The organism is Arcticibacter tournemirensis (assembly GCF_006716645.1).
Lineage (GTDB): Bacteria > Bacteroidota > Bacteroidia > Sphingobacteriales > Sphingobacteriaceae > Arcticibacter > Arcticibacter tournemirensis.
Genome location: NZ_VFPL01000001.1, coordinates 1,062,342 through 1,081,314, shown reverse-complemented (window position 1 = coordinate 1,081,314; position 18,973 = coordinate 1,062,342). Strand labels below are relative to the sequence as shown.

The 18,973-nt window shown below is 43.5% G+C and carries 13 protein-coding genes; 3 read left to right on the top strand and 10 right to left on the bottom strand.

What is annotated here, in order from left to right; all coding sequences use genetic code 11:
- Positions 1-7 precede the first annotated feature (7 nt).
- The 5 genes from BDE36_RS04500 to BDE36_RS04480 all read right to left on the bottom strand — a co-directional run bounded on the left by BDE36_RS04500 (position 8) and on the right by BDE36_RS04480 (position 7,852).
- Positions 8-3,379 carry a TonB-dependent receptor gene (locus BDE36_RS04500; protein ID WP_141813898.1) on the bottom strand — a complete coding sequence of 1,124 codons (3,372 nt, stop codon included), beginning with the start codon at positions 3,377-3,379 and terminating at the stop codon, positions 8-10.
- A gap of 299 nt (positions 3,380-3,678) precedes the next feature.
- Positions 3,679-4,893: a FecR family protein gene (locus BDE36_RS04495; protein ID WP_141813897.1), complete on the bottom strand. Its 1,215-nt coding sequence runs from the start codon at positions 4,891-4,893 to the stop codon at positions 3,679-3,681.
- A 49-nt stretch (positions 4,894-4,942) separates the two neighbouring features.
- On the bottom strand, positions 4,943-5,566 hold the full coding sequence (locus BDE36_RS04490) for an RNA polymerase sigma factor (protein WP_161987536.1): 624 nt from the start codon (positions 5,564-5,566) through the stop codon (positions 4,943-4,945).
- 100 nt (positions 5,567-5,666) lie between these two features.
- A complete protein-coding gene (gene pdxA / locus BDE36_RS04485; RefSeq protein WP_141813895.1) occupies positions 5,667-6,722 on the bottom strand; it encodes a 4-hydroxythreonine-4-phosphate dehydrogenase PdxA in 1,056 nt (351 codons plus the stop codon).
- 140 nt (positions 6,723-6,862) lie between these two features.
- Positions 6,863-7,852 carry a S41 family peptidase gene (locus BDE36_RS04480; protein ID WP_141813894.1) on the bottom strand — a complete coding sequence of 330 codons (990 nt, stop codon included), beginning with the start codon at positions 7,850-7,852 and terminating at the stop codon, positions 6,863-6,865.
- A gap of 260 nt (positions 7,853-8,112) precedes the next feature.
- Here BDE36_RS04480 and rsmA point away from each other — a divergent pair, with 260 nt between their 5' ends.
- Positions 8,113-8,886: a 16S rRNA (adenine(1518)-N(6)/adenine(1519)-N(6))-dimethyltransferase RsmA gene (gene rsmA, locus BDE36_RS04475; RefSeq protein WP_141813893.1), complete on the top strand. Its 774-nt coding sequence runs from the start codon at positions 8,113-8,115 to the stop codon at positions 8,884-8,886.
- Positions 8,887-8,921: 35 nt separating this feature from the next.
- Positions 8,922-9,863, top strand: a complete 942-nt coding sequence (locus BDE36_RS04470; RefSeq protein ID WP_141813892.1) for a 2-hydroxyacid dehydrogenase — start codon at positions 8,922-8,924, stop codon at positions 9,861-9,863.
- A gap of 82 nt (positions 9,864-9,945) precedes the next feature.
- Here the strand turns inward: BDE36_RS04470 and BDE36_RS04465 are convergent, their stop codons facing one another.
- Complete coding sequence (locus BDE36_RS04465) at positions 9,946-10,221, bottom strand: hypothetical protein (RefSeq protein ID WP_141813891.1); 276 nt, start codon at positions 10,219-10,221, stop codon at positions 9,946-9,948.
- A 267-nt stretch (positions 10,222-10,488) separates the two neighbouring features.
- Between BDE36_RS04465 and BDE36_RS04460 the strand changes: the two genes are divergently transcribed.
- A complete protein-coding gene (locus BDE36_RS04460) occupies positions 10,489-12,678 on the top strand; it encodes a bifunctional alpha,alpha-trehalose-phosphate synthase (UDP-forming)/trehalose-phosphatase (RefSeq protein ID WP_141813890.1) in 2,190 nt (729 codons plus the stop codon).
- A gap of 200 nt (positions 12,679-12,878) precedes the next feature.
- On the opposite strand, the gene BDE36_RS04455 is transcribed toward BDE36_RS04460, so the two are convergent.
- The 4 genes from BDE36_RS04455 to rhaM form a co-directional block, all read right to left on the bottom strand.
- A complete protein-coding gene (locus BDE36_RS04455; RefSeq protein WP_141813889.1) occupies positions 12,879-14,663 on the bottom strand; it encodes a glycoside hydrolase family 15 protein in 1,785 nt (594 codons plus the stop codon).
- Positions 14,664-14,736: 73 nt separating this feature from the next.
- Entirely contained in the window at positions 14,737-15,768 is a 1,032-nt protein-coding gene (locus BDE36_RS04450; protein ID WP_141813888.1) for a substrate-binding domain-containing protein, read from the bottom strand.
- 82 nt (positions 15,769-15,850) lie between these two features.
- Positions 15,851-18,646 (bottom strand): glycosyl hydrolase, encoded by a 2,796-nt coding sequence (locus BDE36_RS04445; protein WP_235904172.1) that lies wholly within the window; start codon positions 18,644-18,646, stop codon positions 15,851-15,853.
- A 4-nt stretch (positions 18,647-18,650) separates the two neighbouring features.
- A complete protein-coding gene (gene rhaM, locus BDE36_RS04440) occupies positions 18,651-18,965 on the bottom strand; it encodes an L-rhamnose mutarotase (RefSeq protein WP_141813887.1) in 315 nt (104 codons plus the stop codon).
- Positions 18,966-18,973 lie beyond the last annotated feature (8 nt).

The window sequence follows — 18,973 nt, the reverse complement described above, 5'->3', positions numbered from 1 at the left end:
ATCTGATTTAAAAAGAGAAGTTTACTCCCATTGAGTAAGTTGAGATGTTGGGATATTTTGTCCCGTTATTCGTGTTCAGTTCCGGATCCCACAACTTGAATTTACTTAAAGTGAAGAGATTGGTGCCCATCATATAAACGGAAGCATTTTTAAGATTAGCCCGCTTAATCCATCTTTGAGGCAGATTATAGGAGATCTGCATTGTCTTTAATCTTAAGAAACTAACGTCTTTCTGCCACCAGGTACTTGTCTGGAAATTATTGATGTTACTGGTCTGGTCAGAACCGTAAGCCAGACGTGGATAGAATACATCCTGAGCGGGGTTATCGATCGTCCAACGGTCGTCAATATTTGAGAACAGGTTACCGCCACCACCATCGCCTCTGAAGGGATTAATGCTATTACCATTCAACATCCTGTCGGCATCCTTTACCCCCTGAAACAACAGTCCCAGCGAGAATTGCTTATAGGTGGTATTAAACCCGAAGCCATAGATCATTTTAGGAACATCGCCCCTGCCGATATACGACTGGTCGTATGCATCTATCCTCCCGTCGCCGTTCAGATCTTTATATTTAATATCTCCTGCTTTTACTTCGGCAAATTGCACCGGAAATGGCCTCAGAATATCAGCCCTGTCTGACGAATTCAGAGATTCCCACCTTCTGATATCATCAACTTCTTCCTGCGAATAAAGACCGTCAGCAATATATCCCCTCCGGGCATTTAAATTACTCCCGGCCTTATTCATCCAGGGATAACGCTGATCCGGCTGGTCGCTGTCGACCCATTTATCTTTATTAAAGGTGAAGTTTCCTCTAACGGATACCGACCAGTTCGCACTGATGCGTTTGTTATACTCCAGCGACGAGTCAAAGCCCTTATTATCCACCACGCCTACGTTGCCGTAAGGATCAGACATATATCCCAAAAACGAAGGGATGGATTCATTTCTTTTCAATAAAATGTCGGTGCGATGTTCTTTAAACAAGTCGAAAATGATCGACAGTTCGTCTCTCATCAACTTCAGGTCAATGCCCAGGTCCTGCTTGCGCGATTCTTCCCAACCTATATTTACAGCGTTATTATTTACCTTAACACCGCTGGTTTTACCGTTATTGCTTCCCCAGTTATATCCGAAATCACCATTATACTCCATTTGCTCAAGGAACATAAAGCGTCGGTCGGATACATTGCTGTTACCTATCTTACCATCGGTATAGCGGATTTTCAGGAATGACACTACGTTCTTCAGCGGTTCCCAGAATTTTTCATTTGAAGGAACCCATCCTATGCCAAACGCGGGGAACGTTCCGAAGCGTTTGTTTGGAGCGAAGTTCTCGGATCCATTGTATCCGATATTAAACTCGGCAAAATAACGGTCGTCCCATGAGTAAGTAGCGCGTCCGGCAACTCCCATCATCCTGTATGGGATAGACGATTCGAGCGACCCGACCGGATAAAGAAGCCTGCTCTGTTCATTAAACAGCGCCAGCGCTCCAACGCGATGTTTGCCAAAGGATCTGTCGTATGTAAGGGAAGCCTCGAGATAAGTCTTTTTATTATTATCGTCGGATCGCTGGCTGAATCCTAAAACGTCTGAGCCGGCATAGGTCTGGACTAATATAGGTTGATTGTCAAGATCGTAAGGAACGTCGCGGTTGGCGAAATAAAAGGTAGATTCTCTTTTACCCTGATTGATGCTGACATTATTATACACGTCGTAAGCAAACATACCCGAAAGCTTCAACCCGGGAGTCAGGGCGCCTAAGTCCTGCGTTACCCTCAGGTTAGAATAGATCTGGTTTCGCGTCTGATTGCTGAAGCCTCTCCGGGTAGCATCAGCATAAGGATTCCGGTAGCCCCCATTTGGGTTAAGCCCAGGCACATATGCTTTGCCGTTCACGTAGAACATCTTGGGATAGTCTACCGGCGTAATTTCCATCGCCGCAGAATAGATGTCAGCTGAAGATATCGCAGGATAGTTTCCTTCTCCAAGATATCCCTGGGCTCCAATATCTACAGAGGTCGACTCCGTTACCTTTAAATTAAGGTTGGTCGTGAAGTTATAACGATTGAAGTTAATCTTCGAGTTATAGTTCTCTATATTATCGGTCTTCATCAGGCCCGTTTCATTGTAGTAGCTAACCGATGCATAATAATTTGCATTAGCGCTACCACCTCTTACATTCACATTCGCACGGCGGTTATGTCCCCAGTCGTTAAATATCTCGTCGAGCCAGCTTACATTTGGGTATAAGTAAGGATCGACATTATTAAGCGTGTTGTTCACCACCGACTGCGAATATTTAGGTTGCTGGCCGCTGTTTGCCAGGGCTTCATTCACGGCGTTCATATAGGTAATACCATTCGAGAGGTCAACTCTTTTGGTAAAACTCGTAATTGATTCATAGTAGTCGGTACTAACCGTTGGCTTGCCGATTTTTCCTGGTTTCGTTTTTATAAGGATAACGCCGTTGGCACCTCTCACGCCATATACAGCAGTGGCAGACGCGTCCTTAAGTACGGTTAAAGATTCAATATCTTCAGGGTCTATATCGTTAAAGCCTCGCTCAACCCCGTCTACAAGAACCAGGGGGCTTGACGAATTGGGAGTAGAAATCCCCCGGATCCAGATATCAGCGCCGTCCTTGCCTGGTTCCCCTGTACGCTGAACGGCAACCACTCCTGAAAGCCGTCCCGCTAATACCGTAGATAAACTGGCTGAAGGCGTTTTTATATCCTTCATTTTCAGGCTGGATTGTGAACCTATATTACTGATCTTCCGCTGTTCGCCATATCCAACTACAACCAGTTCATTTAACATGTTCACCTTCTCCTCAAGAACGACGTCGAAGATATTCTTGCTTCCGGCTTTAGCTTCTACCTCTACGGTATTAAAACCAATGAACGTAAATCTTAAAACAACGTCTTTGTCGGAAGCACGGATTTCATAACGACCATCGGCATCAGTAGTTGCACTTACGTTCGTTCCTACAACGGTTACACTCGCTCCAGGCAAAGACTGCCCCTTAGAATCGGTAATGCGGCCTGTTATTTTCCTGTCGCCGGGCTGGGCTGCAGGCTTGCCGGTTATAAGTATCGTTTTGCGATTAATGGTATATTTAAGTGGCTGCCCGGCAAAACACTGTTCTAAAACGCTGCTCAGATCTTCATTAATAACGTTGAGCGTTATAGGCTTCAAGTCCTTCAGCGAGATATTATTGTAAAGAAAATCAAAGTCAGTTTGTTGTCTTATCAAGGCCACCACTTTCTTTAAAGGCGCATTCTCAACCTTCAAGCTTATTTTCTGCGCACTCGTTGTTGAGGCCTCGAGTTGCAGGAAAACCGCCAATACTATAACAATGGTTAGTTTCATTTTTAAGAGTATATTGGATAATATGCCAGGCCTACTCCTGAACACCAGTTCAGTAAATTTTTTATACATTTGAATGTTAGATTTAATTAAAATTGATTGTTCGTTGCAATTAATTAATTATCCTAATACAGCTCAGCTGTTCTCCAGGGGCGGGACCAAACGCTCCTGGATCTTTGGATAATCGTTCCGATTCTTTATGTTATTTTTTCCATCAGAATAATAATTTAATGTCTAATAATGGTTAACTTGACAGGTTAGGCAGCGTGTAAGTTCCTTACAATCCACATAGTAATGCTTGTTTAGTATTTGTTTGAAATAATCACCCTCCTTCCTTTTATTTTAAGATCAATTTTCCCCAGGGATTCCAGATTTTCCAATATTTCAGAAAGGTTCGCCGAGCGGGAAAACGTACCACCGAAGCGTTCCTCTTTATTATAGCCATTATACGCTACATCAACATCATACCACCGGCTTATAACTCTCATTATACTGGCGATATCCTGATTGTCAAATATGAAGTAGCCGCTTTTCCAGGCTATTACTTCTGAAGGGTTTACATTAGAAACGTGGATTTCGCTGTTATTACTGAAAATATCAGACTGCTGGCCAGGCCTGAGCAGCTTACTCCGACCGGAACCGGTTTCACTCACCATTACACTTCCCTCCAGCAGAGTAGTGCTGGTGTTCTGTTCATCACTGTAAGCTTTAATATTAAAGTGGGTCCCCAGTACTATTACCTCCTGGTATCCTGTTTTTACTATAAAGGGACGATCCTTATCTTTCGCCACCTCAAAATAACCCTCTCCCTTTAGTTCCACGCGACGCTCACCGGCCCCTTCAAAATTTAAAGGGTATTTCAAGGACGATGCTGCGTTAAGCCATGCAGTGGATCCATCGGGCAGGCGAACTTCGTATTGGCCACCCCTCGGCGTTTCAATTGTATTATAAGCAACTTCCTTCAGAGAAGGTTCAGCATCAGCTACAGAGTAGATCAGCCTCCCGTCGCCAGCCTTTGTTATAACTATACCCGCCTGTTGTGCTATTGCTCCATTAGCAGCATCTGTAAGAGATATTTTTCTACCGTTTGCCAGCGTAAGGAAAGCCTTATTACCGCCGGGGCCGATCTCCGTTTTACTATGCTGACTGACCTTTAGTGTTGTGCTTGTTCGCCGGCTTTGGTAAATCGCTATCCCTGCAGCACAAATAAGCAGGAATGATGCCGCCAGCGACAGTTTTACGAATAGCGAACGTAACCTGAAGCTTTTCGCATCAGTGCGGCCCCCGGCAGAAGATATTCTTTGTTTCAATAAAGAAAACTGCTCTTCAGATTCTGTGATCTTCGATTCGTGGGCTAACAGGATGACCAGGCTCTTAAGATCTTCGACTTCATTCCTATGCTCTGGATTCTCAACAAGCCATTCCTCCCAGTGACGAATATCGTCTACATTGCGGGAAAAGCAATAATTTAAAAAGCTTTCGTCATGAATGAGATGTGAGATGTCTTTGTCTGGCATGCCCTGTTAGTGCTAATCCAACAATAGAGCGGCATGCCTTCCTTTTTCACTACTGATTTTGAAAAAAAAATAAAAAAAATAATGAAAGCGCCGAAACGGCAATCGAGAGCATACTAAGGTGCTCTTTAGCCATGAGTAACTTCAGTTTGTCTACGGCTTTATAGATGGTGTTATAAACAGTGTTCACTGAAATCCCATTCAGATTGGAGATTTCCTTATAAGACAATCCCAAATAAAACTTTTGATAGATCATCGTTCGCTGCCGTTCGGGGAGCTGATCTACATAGGTTTTCAGCACTCTGCTTACGTCCTCCCGGACATTCTGCCTGATGTACAGAGTCTCAACAGAGGGTGTTGCCGTATAATCCGGGAGATCATACTCTTCGATGCTATACGCCTCGCTAAAATTCTCCTTACGGAGAAGCTTTCGAAGAAAGGCCGTTACGATGTAATTGTGATGGTCTTTAACATGAACCAGCCTTTCGCGATTTTCCCATAGATAAAGAAAAAGGTCGTTTATACAGTCCTTTACCTTGACTGTATCCACCCCCTTTTTAAATCCGACAAAAGAGAGGTAGTGATAATAGTGCGAATACAACTCGTGATAGGCCTTCTCGTTTTCTGTAAGAATGAAAACAGACCATTCCTGTCCAAAATCTGCCCCTTGTTTCACACTTTTTAAATTAACGGTACCCGTATTATTCTGAGAACAACTTAAAAACGATTTAGCAAATGTAGAGATTTTCCAGAGGAACAAGTACTATCCTTGCTCCTTAGTCGCGGTCCTTCGAAAGTTTACTGATCTTCAAAGGGTTTGCAGTAAGTTCGGCTGTCTCACGACGGCGCTTAACAATCTTTACAGCCATAAAAAGCGCTTCTCTGAATGAATTTTCTGAAGCCAGGTTTTTACCGGCAATGTCATATCCCGTTCCGTGATCAGGCGATGTTCTGACTACCGGCAGGCCTGCTGTAAAGTTCACCCCATTATGAAACTCAATGTATTTGAAGGGAATTAGTCCCTGGTCGTGATACATAGCCAGTACTGCATCAAACTGATTATGAGAGCTATTACCAAAAAACCCATCGGCAGCATAAGGGCCAAATGCAAAGATGCCTTTTTCGTTTGCGTCTTCTATAGCGGGGATAATGATTTCTTTTTCCTCCGAGCCAATTAATCCATTATCGCTGGCATGGGGATTTAGCCCCAGCACGGCAATTTTAGGCTTCTGTACCCAAAAATCGGTTTTCAGACTTTCCTTCATTAACTGAAGCTTAGACACAATGGCTTCTTTGGTGATATGTCGTGAGATGTCGGCCAGTGGAACATGCCCGGTAACTACGCCAACTTTCAGGTCTTCGCCTACGAGAAACATCAGAGAATCGGCCGCTCCTGTTCTGTGCTGGATATATTCGGTGTGTCCGGGAAAGTTAAAGCTCTCGCTTTGAATATTATGTTTATTGATCGGCGCCGTTACAAGCGCATCAAGCTGTCCCTCATGCAAGTCGTTTACAGCGCGTTCCAGAGAAATAAAAGCATATTTGCCCCCCGTCCCATTAGCAACACCCGGCTCTATTTTTACATCTTCTTCCCAGCAGTTAATCATATTCGGACGTTTTGCACTTGCCATGTCGGGCCTGGTGATCACGTTAAAGCTAAAATCACCTAATGCCAGCGATTTCCTATAAAAAGATGCAACCTTAGTAGTACCATACACTATGGGAGTACAGTAATCGTATATCTGGTTATCTGCAAGGGTCTTTAATATGATTTCCAGACCGATGCCGTTAATGTCGCCTATTGAAATACCTATTTTGATTTTTTCACTCATATCTATTTATTCTGCTACTACGCTGTGAGAGAATTTTCGCAAATTAACTATTTTGTAAATAATTATCATATCGTATCTGACAGTAAATTCAGCGACTTCATCAGTTAAGCCATTTCTCTGCAGATGGAAGGCAGGGATACTTATTTCGGGTTTTTCTTTAATTGACCCTTAGACAGTATATATTCCAATGTTTCTTTTATCCTGTCTGATGATTTAAGCTCAATATCAGGTGTAACACCAATACCTTCTATAGAAAATCCTTTTTTTGTCGTTATTTGACACGAGGGGATGAACATGTAAAAGCTTGTTTCAGATTCACTCAAGCTGAAAATGTTCCAAAATCCCGGATTTCCGGCTCCAGCGCTAGTTTGACCCAAGACTTTACCTCTTTTGGTTTCTTTTACCGTTAGCGCAAAATACTCCGCAGCTGAGGCCGTTTGATTTGATATCAATACGTAGATTGGCACCTTATGATACTTTTTATACTCACTATTATTGTAAACAACTTCACTTTGATGCCAGGCTGAATCCCCTGTACACCTTTTTATTAAAAGTTTTTGATACGCGGTGGATGAATAAAGTAACGAGTTAAAATAAGCCCCACTTTGCCCCCCGCCTCCAGGGTTATCGCTGATATCGATTATTAAAGCGGAGCAGTTTTCCAAAAAGGTTAGCGCATTTTTTATCTTCTGGAGTGAATAATCACCATCTATACAAGCATCCCACTTTAAATATCCGATATTTCTTTCAAGCACTTTGATCCCGCTGATTCCCCCACCAACATGTTGCGCCTGGCTCTTTGCTTGTTGCGCTTGCTGTTTTTTATCAAGCACAACCAAATTAAAGTGCTTGTCATTCGTTTCTTTCCTTAACATCTCGGTGATTGCTGCGGCCGCATTTTCGAGTGACGAAGTATCCAATAAATGTTTAACTAACATCTCGTCAAGTTTTGAAATAAGAATTCTCCCTTTGGCTTTGTCAAAATATTTATTTTCGATCTGACTTCGTAATTCGGAAACCATAAAATCGATATTGCGACTATTAGAAACCTTTGGTTTAACTTGGTTTTGGGCCATAAGTACCGATAAAGACATTAAAGCGAATAATGTCACCGAAATTGTTTTTTTCATAAGTAAGTTGAGATACTGCCTGTCAATCCGCTATTATAGGGTAGGACAACTTAGCATATTTACGGCATATTTCCAATAGTCGCGACTTACCACCAATTCCATACTTTTCAGTGTACCTATTTCTTCTAACTTATTAACGCTTTTGGGGCGCTTGCACTAGATTAGAAGTTAAATAATTTGTTTCTCTATATAGGTTTGATATATTTCACATATAAAAGCATTTGCCTAAGTTTGCAATCCCCGCTGCTAAAAAATACAGAATGGTTCGTGCGAAGAAACACTTAGGACAACATTTCCTTACCGATAAGAATATCGCTTTAAAAATTGTAGAAAGCTTAAAGCCTGCAGGGCGGTACAGTGATGTATTAGAAGTGGGGCCAGGGATGGGTATTTTATCTGACTTCCTTCTGAAAAAATCGGAGTACCAAACCCATATGATCGACATCGATGAGGAGTCCTTTGAATTCCTTCAGAAGAAATACGCTTCACTGGGAGACCGTTTGATCAACGGGGATTTTTTGAAATTAGACTTTCCAGCAACTTTTTCGGGCAAGGTTGGCGTAATAGGAAACTTCCCGTACAATATCTCATCACAAATACTATTTAAAATACTCGATAACCGTAATATTATACCAGAGGTTGTGGGCATGTTCCAGAAGGAGGTTGCAGAGAGATGTGCCGCAAAGGCGGGATCGAAGGAATACGGGATCCTGAGCGTTTTTGTACAGGCTTATTACAAGGTAGAATACCTGTTTACAGTGAAAGCCGGAGTATTTAATCCGCCTCCTAAGGTTCTGTCTGCCGTGATCCGCCTGACCCGGAATGAGATTGAAAAGCTTGACTGCGACGAGGCTTTCTTTTGGAAGGTAGTAAAAGCGGGCTTCAATCAGCGCCGGAAAACCCTCCGCAATGCCCTGTCGTCTTTGATCAGCAAAGACAAAATGGGAGATGATCCCGTGCTTGACCTGCGGGCGGAGCGATTGACAGTAGACGACTTTGTGAAACTGACAAACAGCTTACAGATAAAGAATTAAGAAGCACGAAATTCGCACTATCTTACGTAACACACATGGCTAAAATTCTCATCGCAGATAAACTTCACCCCGCATTTAAAGAAAAGGCGCAAAGTCTTGGATATATCGTAGACGACTTCCCTGAATATACAAGAGAACAAACCCTGGCAGTCATCCATGACTATGATGGACTTGCGATCCGTACCAAATTCAACATCGACAGCGAAATAATGGAAGCCGCTGTAAATCTAAAGTTTATCATACGCGCCGGCGCGGGCATGGATAACATTGATGAACAAACTGCGAAACAGAAGAACATCGTATGCCTTAATGCACCTGAAGGTAACCGGGATGCTGTGGCTGAACACGCCATCGGGATGCTCCTGTCGCTTATGAATAATCTCCGGAAGGGAGATGCGGAAATAAGAAACGGTATCTGGGACAGGGAAGGCAACCGGGGTATTGAACTAAGTGGTAAAACGGTAGGGGTAATCGGATACGGCTTCATGGGAAGCAGTTTCGCTAAAAAACTACGGGGCTTTGATGTGAACATCATTGCTTATGATAAATATAAGAGCGGATTTGGCGACGAGTTCGTAAAGGAAGTCAGCATGGAGCAGATCGTCAAACATACCGATATCCTGAGCCTGCACATTCCCTTAACCAGAGAAACCCGACAGCTGGTTGATGATGAATACCTTTTTCACTTTAAAAAACCGATATTTCTCCTGAATACGGCAAGAGGCGAAATAGTAAACACATCAGCAGTATTGAAAGCGATAAAAGAAGGAAAGATCCTGGGAGCCGGACTTGATGTGCTTGAGTCGGAAAAGTTTCCTGCACTAGGCCAGCAGAAATGGTTTGACGAACTGATAGATAACGGAAAAATCATTTTAAGCCCTCACGTAGCAGGCTGGACGATAGAGTCCTACAGGAAAATCTCGGAGGTTTTAGGGCATAAACTCGAACAGCTGAAACCCGGAAAAACGATCAACTAACATTCTTTCGATAAACGAAGGACGACTATAAGCCGAAGAGCCCGTTACAATGCTTAGGCCTCCGGCTTATAGTCTTCATTTTTTAATTAGGGTTATAGGTTAAGAAATTTTGATAAGCCTGACTTAGGTCGCGCACAGAGTTCACCTCAAAATGATCTCCCCAGGGGGTCCAGGAAATAAATTTCTGTTTCTTGTGAGTAGAAGTTCTCGTTGGTGTAATTTCTTCGTATACACCAAAGTTGCCGAGAGTGTAATACTTGATCTTTTTTGTCCGGTGATCCAGATGATGAGATTTTGTTAATTCAAATCCCATAGTTTTAATCCAGTTCTTAATGGTTAAAGCCCTGTTCCGTGTCATGACGAGTTGATTTTTTAGTTTTTCATTCAGTTGATTAATAAGATATTAACAAGGCATATCCTGATCGGTTCTCATTAAAATCGTTTTTTCCTCTATAAATGTGGAAAACTAATGTGGAAAACCCTATTCTGTATTTTTTTCGTACATTACGAAATCGCCGCTCTGATGACGCTATTAAGTGAAGAAAAGAAGCTCATTCTTCACGTCGAAATACATTTTATTCAAACACTAAGCCCTTTTTAGCGCTTTAATGAAAAGGAGACCAATATGAAGACGATAATTGTATCAAACAGATTGCCTGTAAAAATCACAAATAACAATGGAGAAATGGAATTCAGGCAAAGTGAGGGAGGATTGGCCACCGGCCTGGGTTCGATTTACAGACAAGGAAACAATATGTGGCTGGGCTGGCCTGGTATAGAGGCAGCAGATGAAGAAAACCATGACGAAATCACGGCAAGGCTGGAAAAGATGAACCTTTATCCCGTATTTCTTACACAGGAGGAAATCAGCCTGTATTATGAAGGCTTTTCTAATGAAACGCTCTGGCCTATCTTTCACTATCACCCTACCTATGCACGATATGAGCAAAGCTACTGGGACAGCTATGTGGAGGTAAATAAAAAATTCAAAGAGGCGATATTTAAAATCGCAGAACCGGGAGATACGATCTGGATACATGATTATCAGCTTTTACTCCTGCCGGGAATGATCCGCCAGGAACAACCAAACATTACAATAGGTTTCTTCCTGCATATTCCGTTTCCTTCTTACGAGCTCTTCAGGCTTATACCCTGGCGGGCTGAGATCCTTGATAACATGCTCGGCGCCGATCTTCTTGGCTTCCATACCTTCGACGACGTACGACACTTTATTAGTGCTGTCTCAAGGATATTACCGGTACATACCTCGGCCAATGAGATAAGCTATAACGAGCGAGTGGTGGTGGCAGAAACCTTCCCCATGGGTATAGATGACAAAAAATTCGAATCTCTTGCCGACAGCAGCGAGGTTCTGGAAAATGCAGCTGCTCTCAGGGAGTCCTTTGGGAGCTCTAAAATGATCCTTTCGATCGACCGGCTCGACTATAGTAAAGGAATTCTTCAGCGACTTCAGGCCTTTGATATATTGTTACAGAAAAACCCCGAATACATTGAAAAAGTATTTCTGTACATGATCGTCGTTCCATCGAGGGATACTGTTTCTCAATATAAGGATCTGAGGGATGAAATTGACAAGTTAGTGGGGAACATAAACGCACGCTATCGAACCTTAAACTGGACTCCGGTAAACTATTATTACCGCTCGTTCCCTGTTGAAATGCTCTCCGCACTCTATAAAATGGCAGAGGTGTGTCTTATAAGTCCTATGCGTGACGGCATGAATCTGGTTAGCAAGGAATATGTTGCCAGCCGCACAAACAATACGGGGGTGTTGATATTAAGTGAAATGGCTGGGGCAGCTAAAGAACTGATTGACGCAGTCATCGTAAACCCCAATAACGTAGGGGAGGTTTACCGGGCTATTATTGAGGCTCTTAATATGCCTTTAGAAGAACAGCAACGACGGATGCAGGCAATGCGAGAAGTTGTGTCTAAATTTAACATCAGGCATTGGGTAAAGATCTATATGGACAGGCTCCAGGAAGTCAAGGCGATGCAGGGTTCCATGCAGGCTAAACACGTGGAATACCAAACACTGTCACTGATCGAAACTCAATATAGCAGAGCGACCAGGAGAATCATCTTTCTGGATTATGACGGAACACTTGTAGGGTTTAAATCAAACATCGACCTCGCGTTTCCCGACGAGGATCTTTACAATATACTCCAGCAACTTATTGCAGATCCGGCTAATCATGTCGTCATAGTAAGCGGAAGGAAATATCAAACACTGGAGGACTGGTTTGGAAAAATGCCGATTGATATGATTGCGGAGCACGGCGTATGGCAAAAACACAAAGACAGCGAGTGGATCAAGATGCCTGGGCTGTACAACCAGTGGAAACAGGACATACGTCCGATACTTGAAACATACGTAGACCGCACGCCGGGGTCGTTTATAGAAGAAAAAAGTTATTCCCTCGTTTGGCACTACCGAAAGGTAGAAGAAGGTCTTGGTGAATTAAGGGCCAACGATTTGATGAACACGCTTCGTTTCATTACGGTAGACAGGGGATTGCAAATGCTGCCCGGCAATAAAGTAATAGAGATCAAAAACGTAGAGGTTAATAAGGGTAAAGTAGCTGCAACATGGCTCGACAACATGAATTATGATTACGTGATGGCCCTGGGCGACGATCATACTGATGAAGATATGTTCAAGGTAATGCCTGAGACGGCGTTTACCATAAAGATCGGAAGTAATATTTCTGCTGCACGTTTCTTCCTCCGCGACTACAAGGAAGTAAGAAGGCTTCTCAAGTCGCTCGCATTGAAAAGATCTGTGAACGTTTAAGATGGAGTTAAGTTATACGTAATAAATTGTAGGTTGTATGTTATAAGTATTAAACAACTAACAGTCTTGGTTTTAAAAGATAATAAAAACTCATTTTACGTTTAACAATACAAGTATATTACAGTGGAGGCTTTATGCCTGCCACTGTAATATACTTTTTCGAGCCTGCAACCCGCAACTTACATCCTGCAACTCACAACTCATAAAAACACCGGCCTGTCAAGTTTCACGGCAATTCTATAGGCAGCATTCATAAGGCCTACATGACTATATGCCTGTGGAAAGTTACCCCACTGGCAGCCGGTCTCCTCGTCCACGTCCTCGCTGAACAACATGAGGTGGTTTGAATACTGCAGCAAATTCTCAAATTCGCGGATAGCGTCGTCGAGACGACCTACACAGGCTAAAGCTTCGACATACCAGAAGGCGCAGATTAAAAAAGTTGTTTTGGGTCTGCCAAAATCGTCTTCATGAAGATACCGGTAAAACAGGCCCTTTGGCGTCTTTAATTCGGCCTCCAGTGCTTTCAGATGATCCTTAGCCCTCTGGGACGAAGGATCAAGGTAATTCATCATGATAAGTTGAAGCGTGCTCGCATCCAGATGAGAGCTGCCAGTGGCATTTGTATAAACCTTCCTTACCGGATCGTAACAACTCTCAATATGGGTTGCTGCTTTCTGCATCAGGAAGAGCGCCTTCTCTTCTAACGCTTTGTTTTTTATGGTACGCGCCACTTTAGCTGCAGCTGAACAGCCTGCCCATTGAAACAGGTTGCTATAACAATGGATATTAGCGAAATTCCGGAACTCCCAAATACCAGCATCCTTCTCGTCAATCGTTCTCTCAATTTTCCCCAGAACAGCTTCGATCCATTTATCAGAATCCTTTCTTTCACGGAAGACGAAACGATGGTCGGTATATAGCGGCATCAACGAAATCATCACCTGTCCGTAAATATCATTCTGAACGTGCTCGTAAGCCTGATTCCCTATTCTCACCGGTTTATTTCCCTTGTAGCCGGAAAGGTCGTCTAATATAGTTTCCTGAAGGTCCTTTTTGCCGTCAATCCGATATAACGGCTGATACCTGAAGTCTTCCGACACTGAGATATCGGCTACGTAGTTGAAGTAATGCTCCATTTCTTCAAAGTGGCCGATATGGTTTAAAGCAGATATTACATAATATGTATCACGTAACCAGCAATAACGATAATCCCAGTTCCGTCCACTGCCATCGGCTTCAGGCAGGCTGGTGGTACTGGCGGCAATAATAGCGCCCGTATCTTCATACTGATGTATTTTCAACGTGAGGGCTGACCGGATCACATAGGGCTGGTGAAAACCCGCAATTGTAGAATGTTTGATCCATAGCCGCCAGTAAGTAACCGTCTCCCTCAGAAAATTCTCACTCGTACTTACCAGCGGAGCTTCCAGGGGATTACCATAAGTGAGCACCAGATATTTTGTTTCATTGAGCACAAAGAATGCTTCTTCAAATACGTAAGTAACGGGAATGTTCGTCGTCAAACGGATTTTATCATCGCAGCCATGGTAATTTATATGATTGCTTCCTCTATGCGCTCTTAACTTTACTTTTCCATAGTCACCAACAGGATCGCATTTTACGCGTATCCGCGGCGAACCTTCAAGTACCTCAATCTTTCTAATGAGCATCAAAGGCTTAAAAAAACGCTCATACTGGTGAAAACGCGGCGCAAAATCTGTAATACGATAGCGACCGTTCTCGCAGCTGATCTCCGTACATAACACATTGGTATTCTCGAGATAATACTGATGGGACGAATACTCGCCGGAAGGAAGAATCGAAAACTCCCCTCCTTTTTTTTCATCCAGCAATGAACCGAAGATAAAAGTGCTGTCGAAGCGCGGCCAGCAGAGCCATGCGATATTAGTATTCTTATGAACATGAGCGAGGAAAGAGCAATTTCCGATTATCCCTGTCTCATATAAGTGTTTTGTTGTCATTGCATCTTATTACAAGTGAAAAAGGGAAGATGTTTGCTTTGATGAAACGAAAGATACCGTGATCTGCTGTTGTCTATAGTGATGCCCTGACATTCAGGTAAAACGGTACCTTGACATGTTTATTTGAATTCTCCAGGATCATTTTAGCAGCAATAGCACCCATCTCATTAAAATCTGTTGATATCGTGGTAATGCCATCCAGGATGATTTTTTTTAATGGTGTTTCATTATATGAAATAACGCCCACATCCTTTCCAACTTTCAGATTTTGATGAATGAGGCGTTCAATGAGAGTGACCAGATCGCTTTCCATTAAGTTGATATATACTTCACCCTGCTCTATAGGTTCTGTAAGAATATCGCTCACAAAGTGATGGTTAAAAGCGTACTGACGGCAAAACTTCAGATATCCCTTTTTGATTTCTTTCGGATAGTAACTATTTTCAGGAAAAATGAGTTTAATCGTCTGATACTTGCTCAATAAATCTTTTGCCTGTTCGAGTGCATTATAAATATCTCTTTCGAAGTTCTCGTATACGGCAGCATATTCGCCTGATAGCCCCGGTATCACCTTATCCAGGATGATCAGCTTTTCTTTAGGTATTGCGTTAATAATCTCGTATGCCTTCTCTTCTCCTTCAATAAAGTGGGGAATAATTACGTAATGAGAGTAACCCTCCATCTTATTGCTGAGCATTTTCTTAAACAGCATATAATCGCTGTTATACACATAAAAATCTACAGGAACCTGCTCTCCCAGCGTTGTGACAAAAGCGTCATAAATGATCTTCTTATGCGAGCTGAGTTTGTTGAAAAAAAGGCAGATACGAAGCGTCTGCCGGAAGTCGGTACTTGTAATAAAATAGCCCTTACCCGGAACCGAACCGAGAACTCCAATATTTTTTAGGTATTTATAACCCTTCTCCGCTGTATCTCTTGAGATTTCCAGTTCGTAACTCAATTCGTTAATGGAGGGAAGCATGTCATTTTTGTGGATCTTTCCTGCCTCAATCGCAATTAAAATAGAATTGGTGAGCTGCAGATATTTAGGAGTTGCAGAATACTCATCAATATGTATATGGTCAAAAAACCTGGTCAGTTTCATTGGATATCTTTTGCAGTGGACAGTACTAATGTATAAAATTCCGAGAAAAGAGGCGCGAAAATTACAGAATAAAGCACCTTTGTCATTCGTTATAGGGTATAATTTTCACCGGTCCCTCCAATCCTGAAGGCTGTACTTTCCAGTTTGATGCATCCAGGGGTTTGTAGTTAATATCGACTATGTTAATGTCCTTAAACTTCTTCCACTCTACCCCTTTTCTATCGAGATAACGGATCCGGTTTGCCATTAAGTTGGCAACCTCTATCTTAATGGAGTTTTTGCCCGGCTTTAAATACTTTCCAATCCGAAGCCTGAAAGGAATACTCCAGAGGATGCCGGCATCGTTGCCATTCACCCATATCCGCGCGCTTTCGTACACTTTACCCAGGTCAAGTATAAATTCTGAGGCAGCAGGTACCTCTGGCATATTGAATGTAACACTGTATTCTGCCCGTCCTGAAAAAAACGCTGCTGCGCTATCCGGGAAGGAAGTCCATGCTTCCGGTTGTTTCAGCTTCCTGCCGGCGGGAAGCGAGGGGCCTCCATCCGTAAAATGAACATCCCATTTTCCCTTTACTTCTATAGGATTCAATGCCTCATTAAGATATTGCCATGCTTTAACATTTCCCGTAGTAGCCGGTAAGGCTTTTATGATCAGGGCTTCTCCAGGCTGCATCTGCACCTTCACGTTTGTTGCATTCTCTTTGTTTGAAAACACAGCAGCGCCGGAAGCGCCGGTCTGAGGATCCAGAATTAATACAGCGCCTGCTTTAACATTGAGCGGTATCTCTCCGTTCACGGTTTTAGAGGTGTGGTTAACGATGTAATAGTACTTATCGGAGCCGTCCTGGCGACGGATAAAGCCGAGGCCTTCATCTGTTAGCCTCTCGCGGTGCAGACCTGCATATTCCAGGGCCTGCTGCACATCATCTGAAAGAATGATCCTGCCCTTGCCGGCTTTTTGTATGCTCACCCCCTTCCCGGCATCAGAAAAGGAGAGGCTTTTTAACAGATCTTTAAGTTGTGCGGTTCTTTCGTCGCGATTGCCCAGTCCGGGTACGTCGGAAGGGAGCCCTTGTAAGATGACCGAGGCCCCGTCTTGCGCGAGCTGAAAGACTTTTTTCAATGTAGATACCGGCATTATGTGTGCTTTGGGAATCACCAGGACCTTGTATGGCGCCCCGGTTGCAGAAGTGAGCACCATTCCATCCGCGGACGAAGCATTCTTCAGTAAATTATCGGATACAAAATCGAGGCAATACCCGGCTCTCTGCAGCTGTACAACATTTTTATAAAAAGGCGTAGGATGCAGCCAGTCGTCTATATTGTGAACTTTCAGCGGCAAATCCATTCCTTTTGGATTATTCCAGGCGTCGTATACGGGCCAGTAAATCAAAATTTCATTATCGGGCTTACCTGTTTGCAATACCGACTGCACCCTGGTTATATAGGAAGTTAATCCCGGCAGGTGATTCCAGAAGCTATTGTGCGGAGTAAAGTCGACCGACGCATAAAAAAGCCAGCCCGGCCATGCGGCGTCCTTTGGGGTATACGTGGTGCCATGAAAAAACACGTGGTTGATTCCCGACAGGAATACCTGTTCTACCTCGGACTTACACTGCGAAAGAGAGGTCTTGAAATGTTCGGTAAGCCAGGTAAATGTTTCGCAGGAAGCCAGGTTATGACCGGCGACATGCGCCGCTGATGACGCAAATTTCAGCATTACAGGATCGGGATCTACATTACGGATATCTGCACTGTCGCGGCGCAGTCGGGGGATAGGGAAATAACTGGAGCCAAAAGTTTCGCATTCGGGGATATCGACCGCGGCGTAGAGATCGAGCAGGTTACCCGGTGATCCATGCGCCTGGTTACGGGTTATCCCTTTATATTTGTGTGCCCAGGCTGTCCAGGGCTGCGTGAAGTTTTCAAGAAGCATCTCCGACATGGTTTCCCTGTAATCAGATTTCAACCTTGCCTGACGCTCAGAAGAGTCTTTACTCACGAGCTCCCTGATGAAAGGCCGGAGGTCATACCCTCTTCTATCGTGAAACAAGCTGAGGAAGTCTTCTGACCAGTCAGCGCCGTACACTTCATAGCTGTCGTTATAAAAAGCCCTCACTCCCGGTGGATTGTTACTGAATGCCTGATCGAAACGACTGAGGTATCTGGTAAGCGCCTCTTTAGAGAAATGATTCAGGGAATATCCTTCGCCCCCCGGAGAAGATCGTTTTACCATCTGCCAGGTCTTTCCGTTGAAGCAAGCATATAAATCCCATGTTCCCGATTTTGGCGACCAGTTTAAAGTGCCATCTGCACTTACTTTATCACCCAGTTGCAAAACCTCGCCTTTATCGCTATAGGCCGTGAGGAACTGAAAAGTTGCAGATTCCTGATTCGGCGCCTTTACCGTGATCTTTTCTGACAGGGCCTGGCCTTTAGCGAGCTGGTACGTTTGTACAATCAGTTTAGATGCCGCATATGGCGGCGTGATCTGAGGACCGCCAAAGGGCCAGCCAGTACCATTTGTGAGGTCGACACCCATGTTAAGGCCTGAAGCGGTTTTGACAGTATAACCCAGCATGTTCATCCATTGAGGAGACAAGTAGGGGATATAGTGTTTTTCATAACCTTTCACTCCGTAGATCGGTGCAATCTCGACGCCTCCGATACCTGCCTGGTTATAGGTGTTCAATGACGTTGCTATATCATTTTCATTAACAGCGTTGGCCATCCACCACCACCGAATCCAGGGGTGCATCTCTTTTTTTACTTGCGGCCATACCGACGACTGGCAGCGGGCTTCATTATTTAATATAAAGAAGCCCTGGAGCAACAATATCATTAGTACGACGTGGCGTTTCTTTGAATCTTCCATTTGCTTAGTCCATATGAAAAACCTCTGTAAGTGGTATGCTTACAGGTGAATTATCAGGGTTCGTTTCCATTATATCGGCCATATAGGCCCACCATTTCTTAACAACAGTATCATCAGACAAGTCCTGGGAGGATGTTGCCCCTTCCTGTTTCTGAACCGCAAACAGGATATTAGTCTCCTCATCGAGGAAAATGGTATAGTCACTAATACCCTTTCTTTTCAGCAAATCCCTTAATTCAGGCCATATCTCACTGTGCCGTTGTTTATACTCCTCTTTAAAGCCCGCATTCAGCTTCATTTTAAAAGCGATCTTTGACATAGTATACT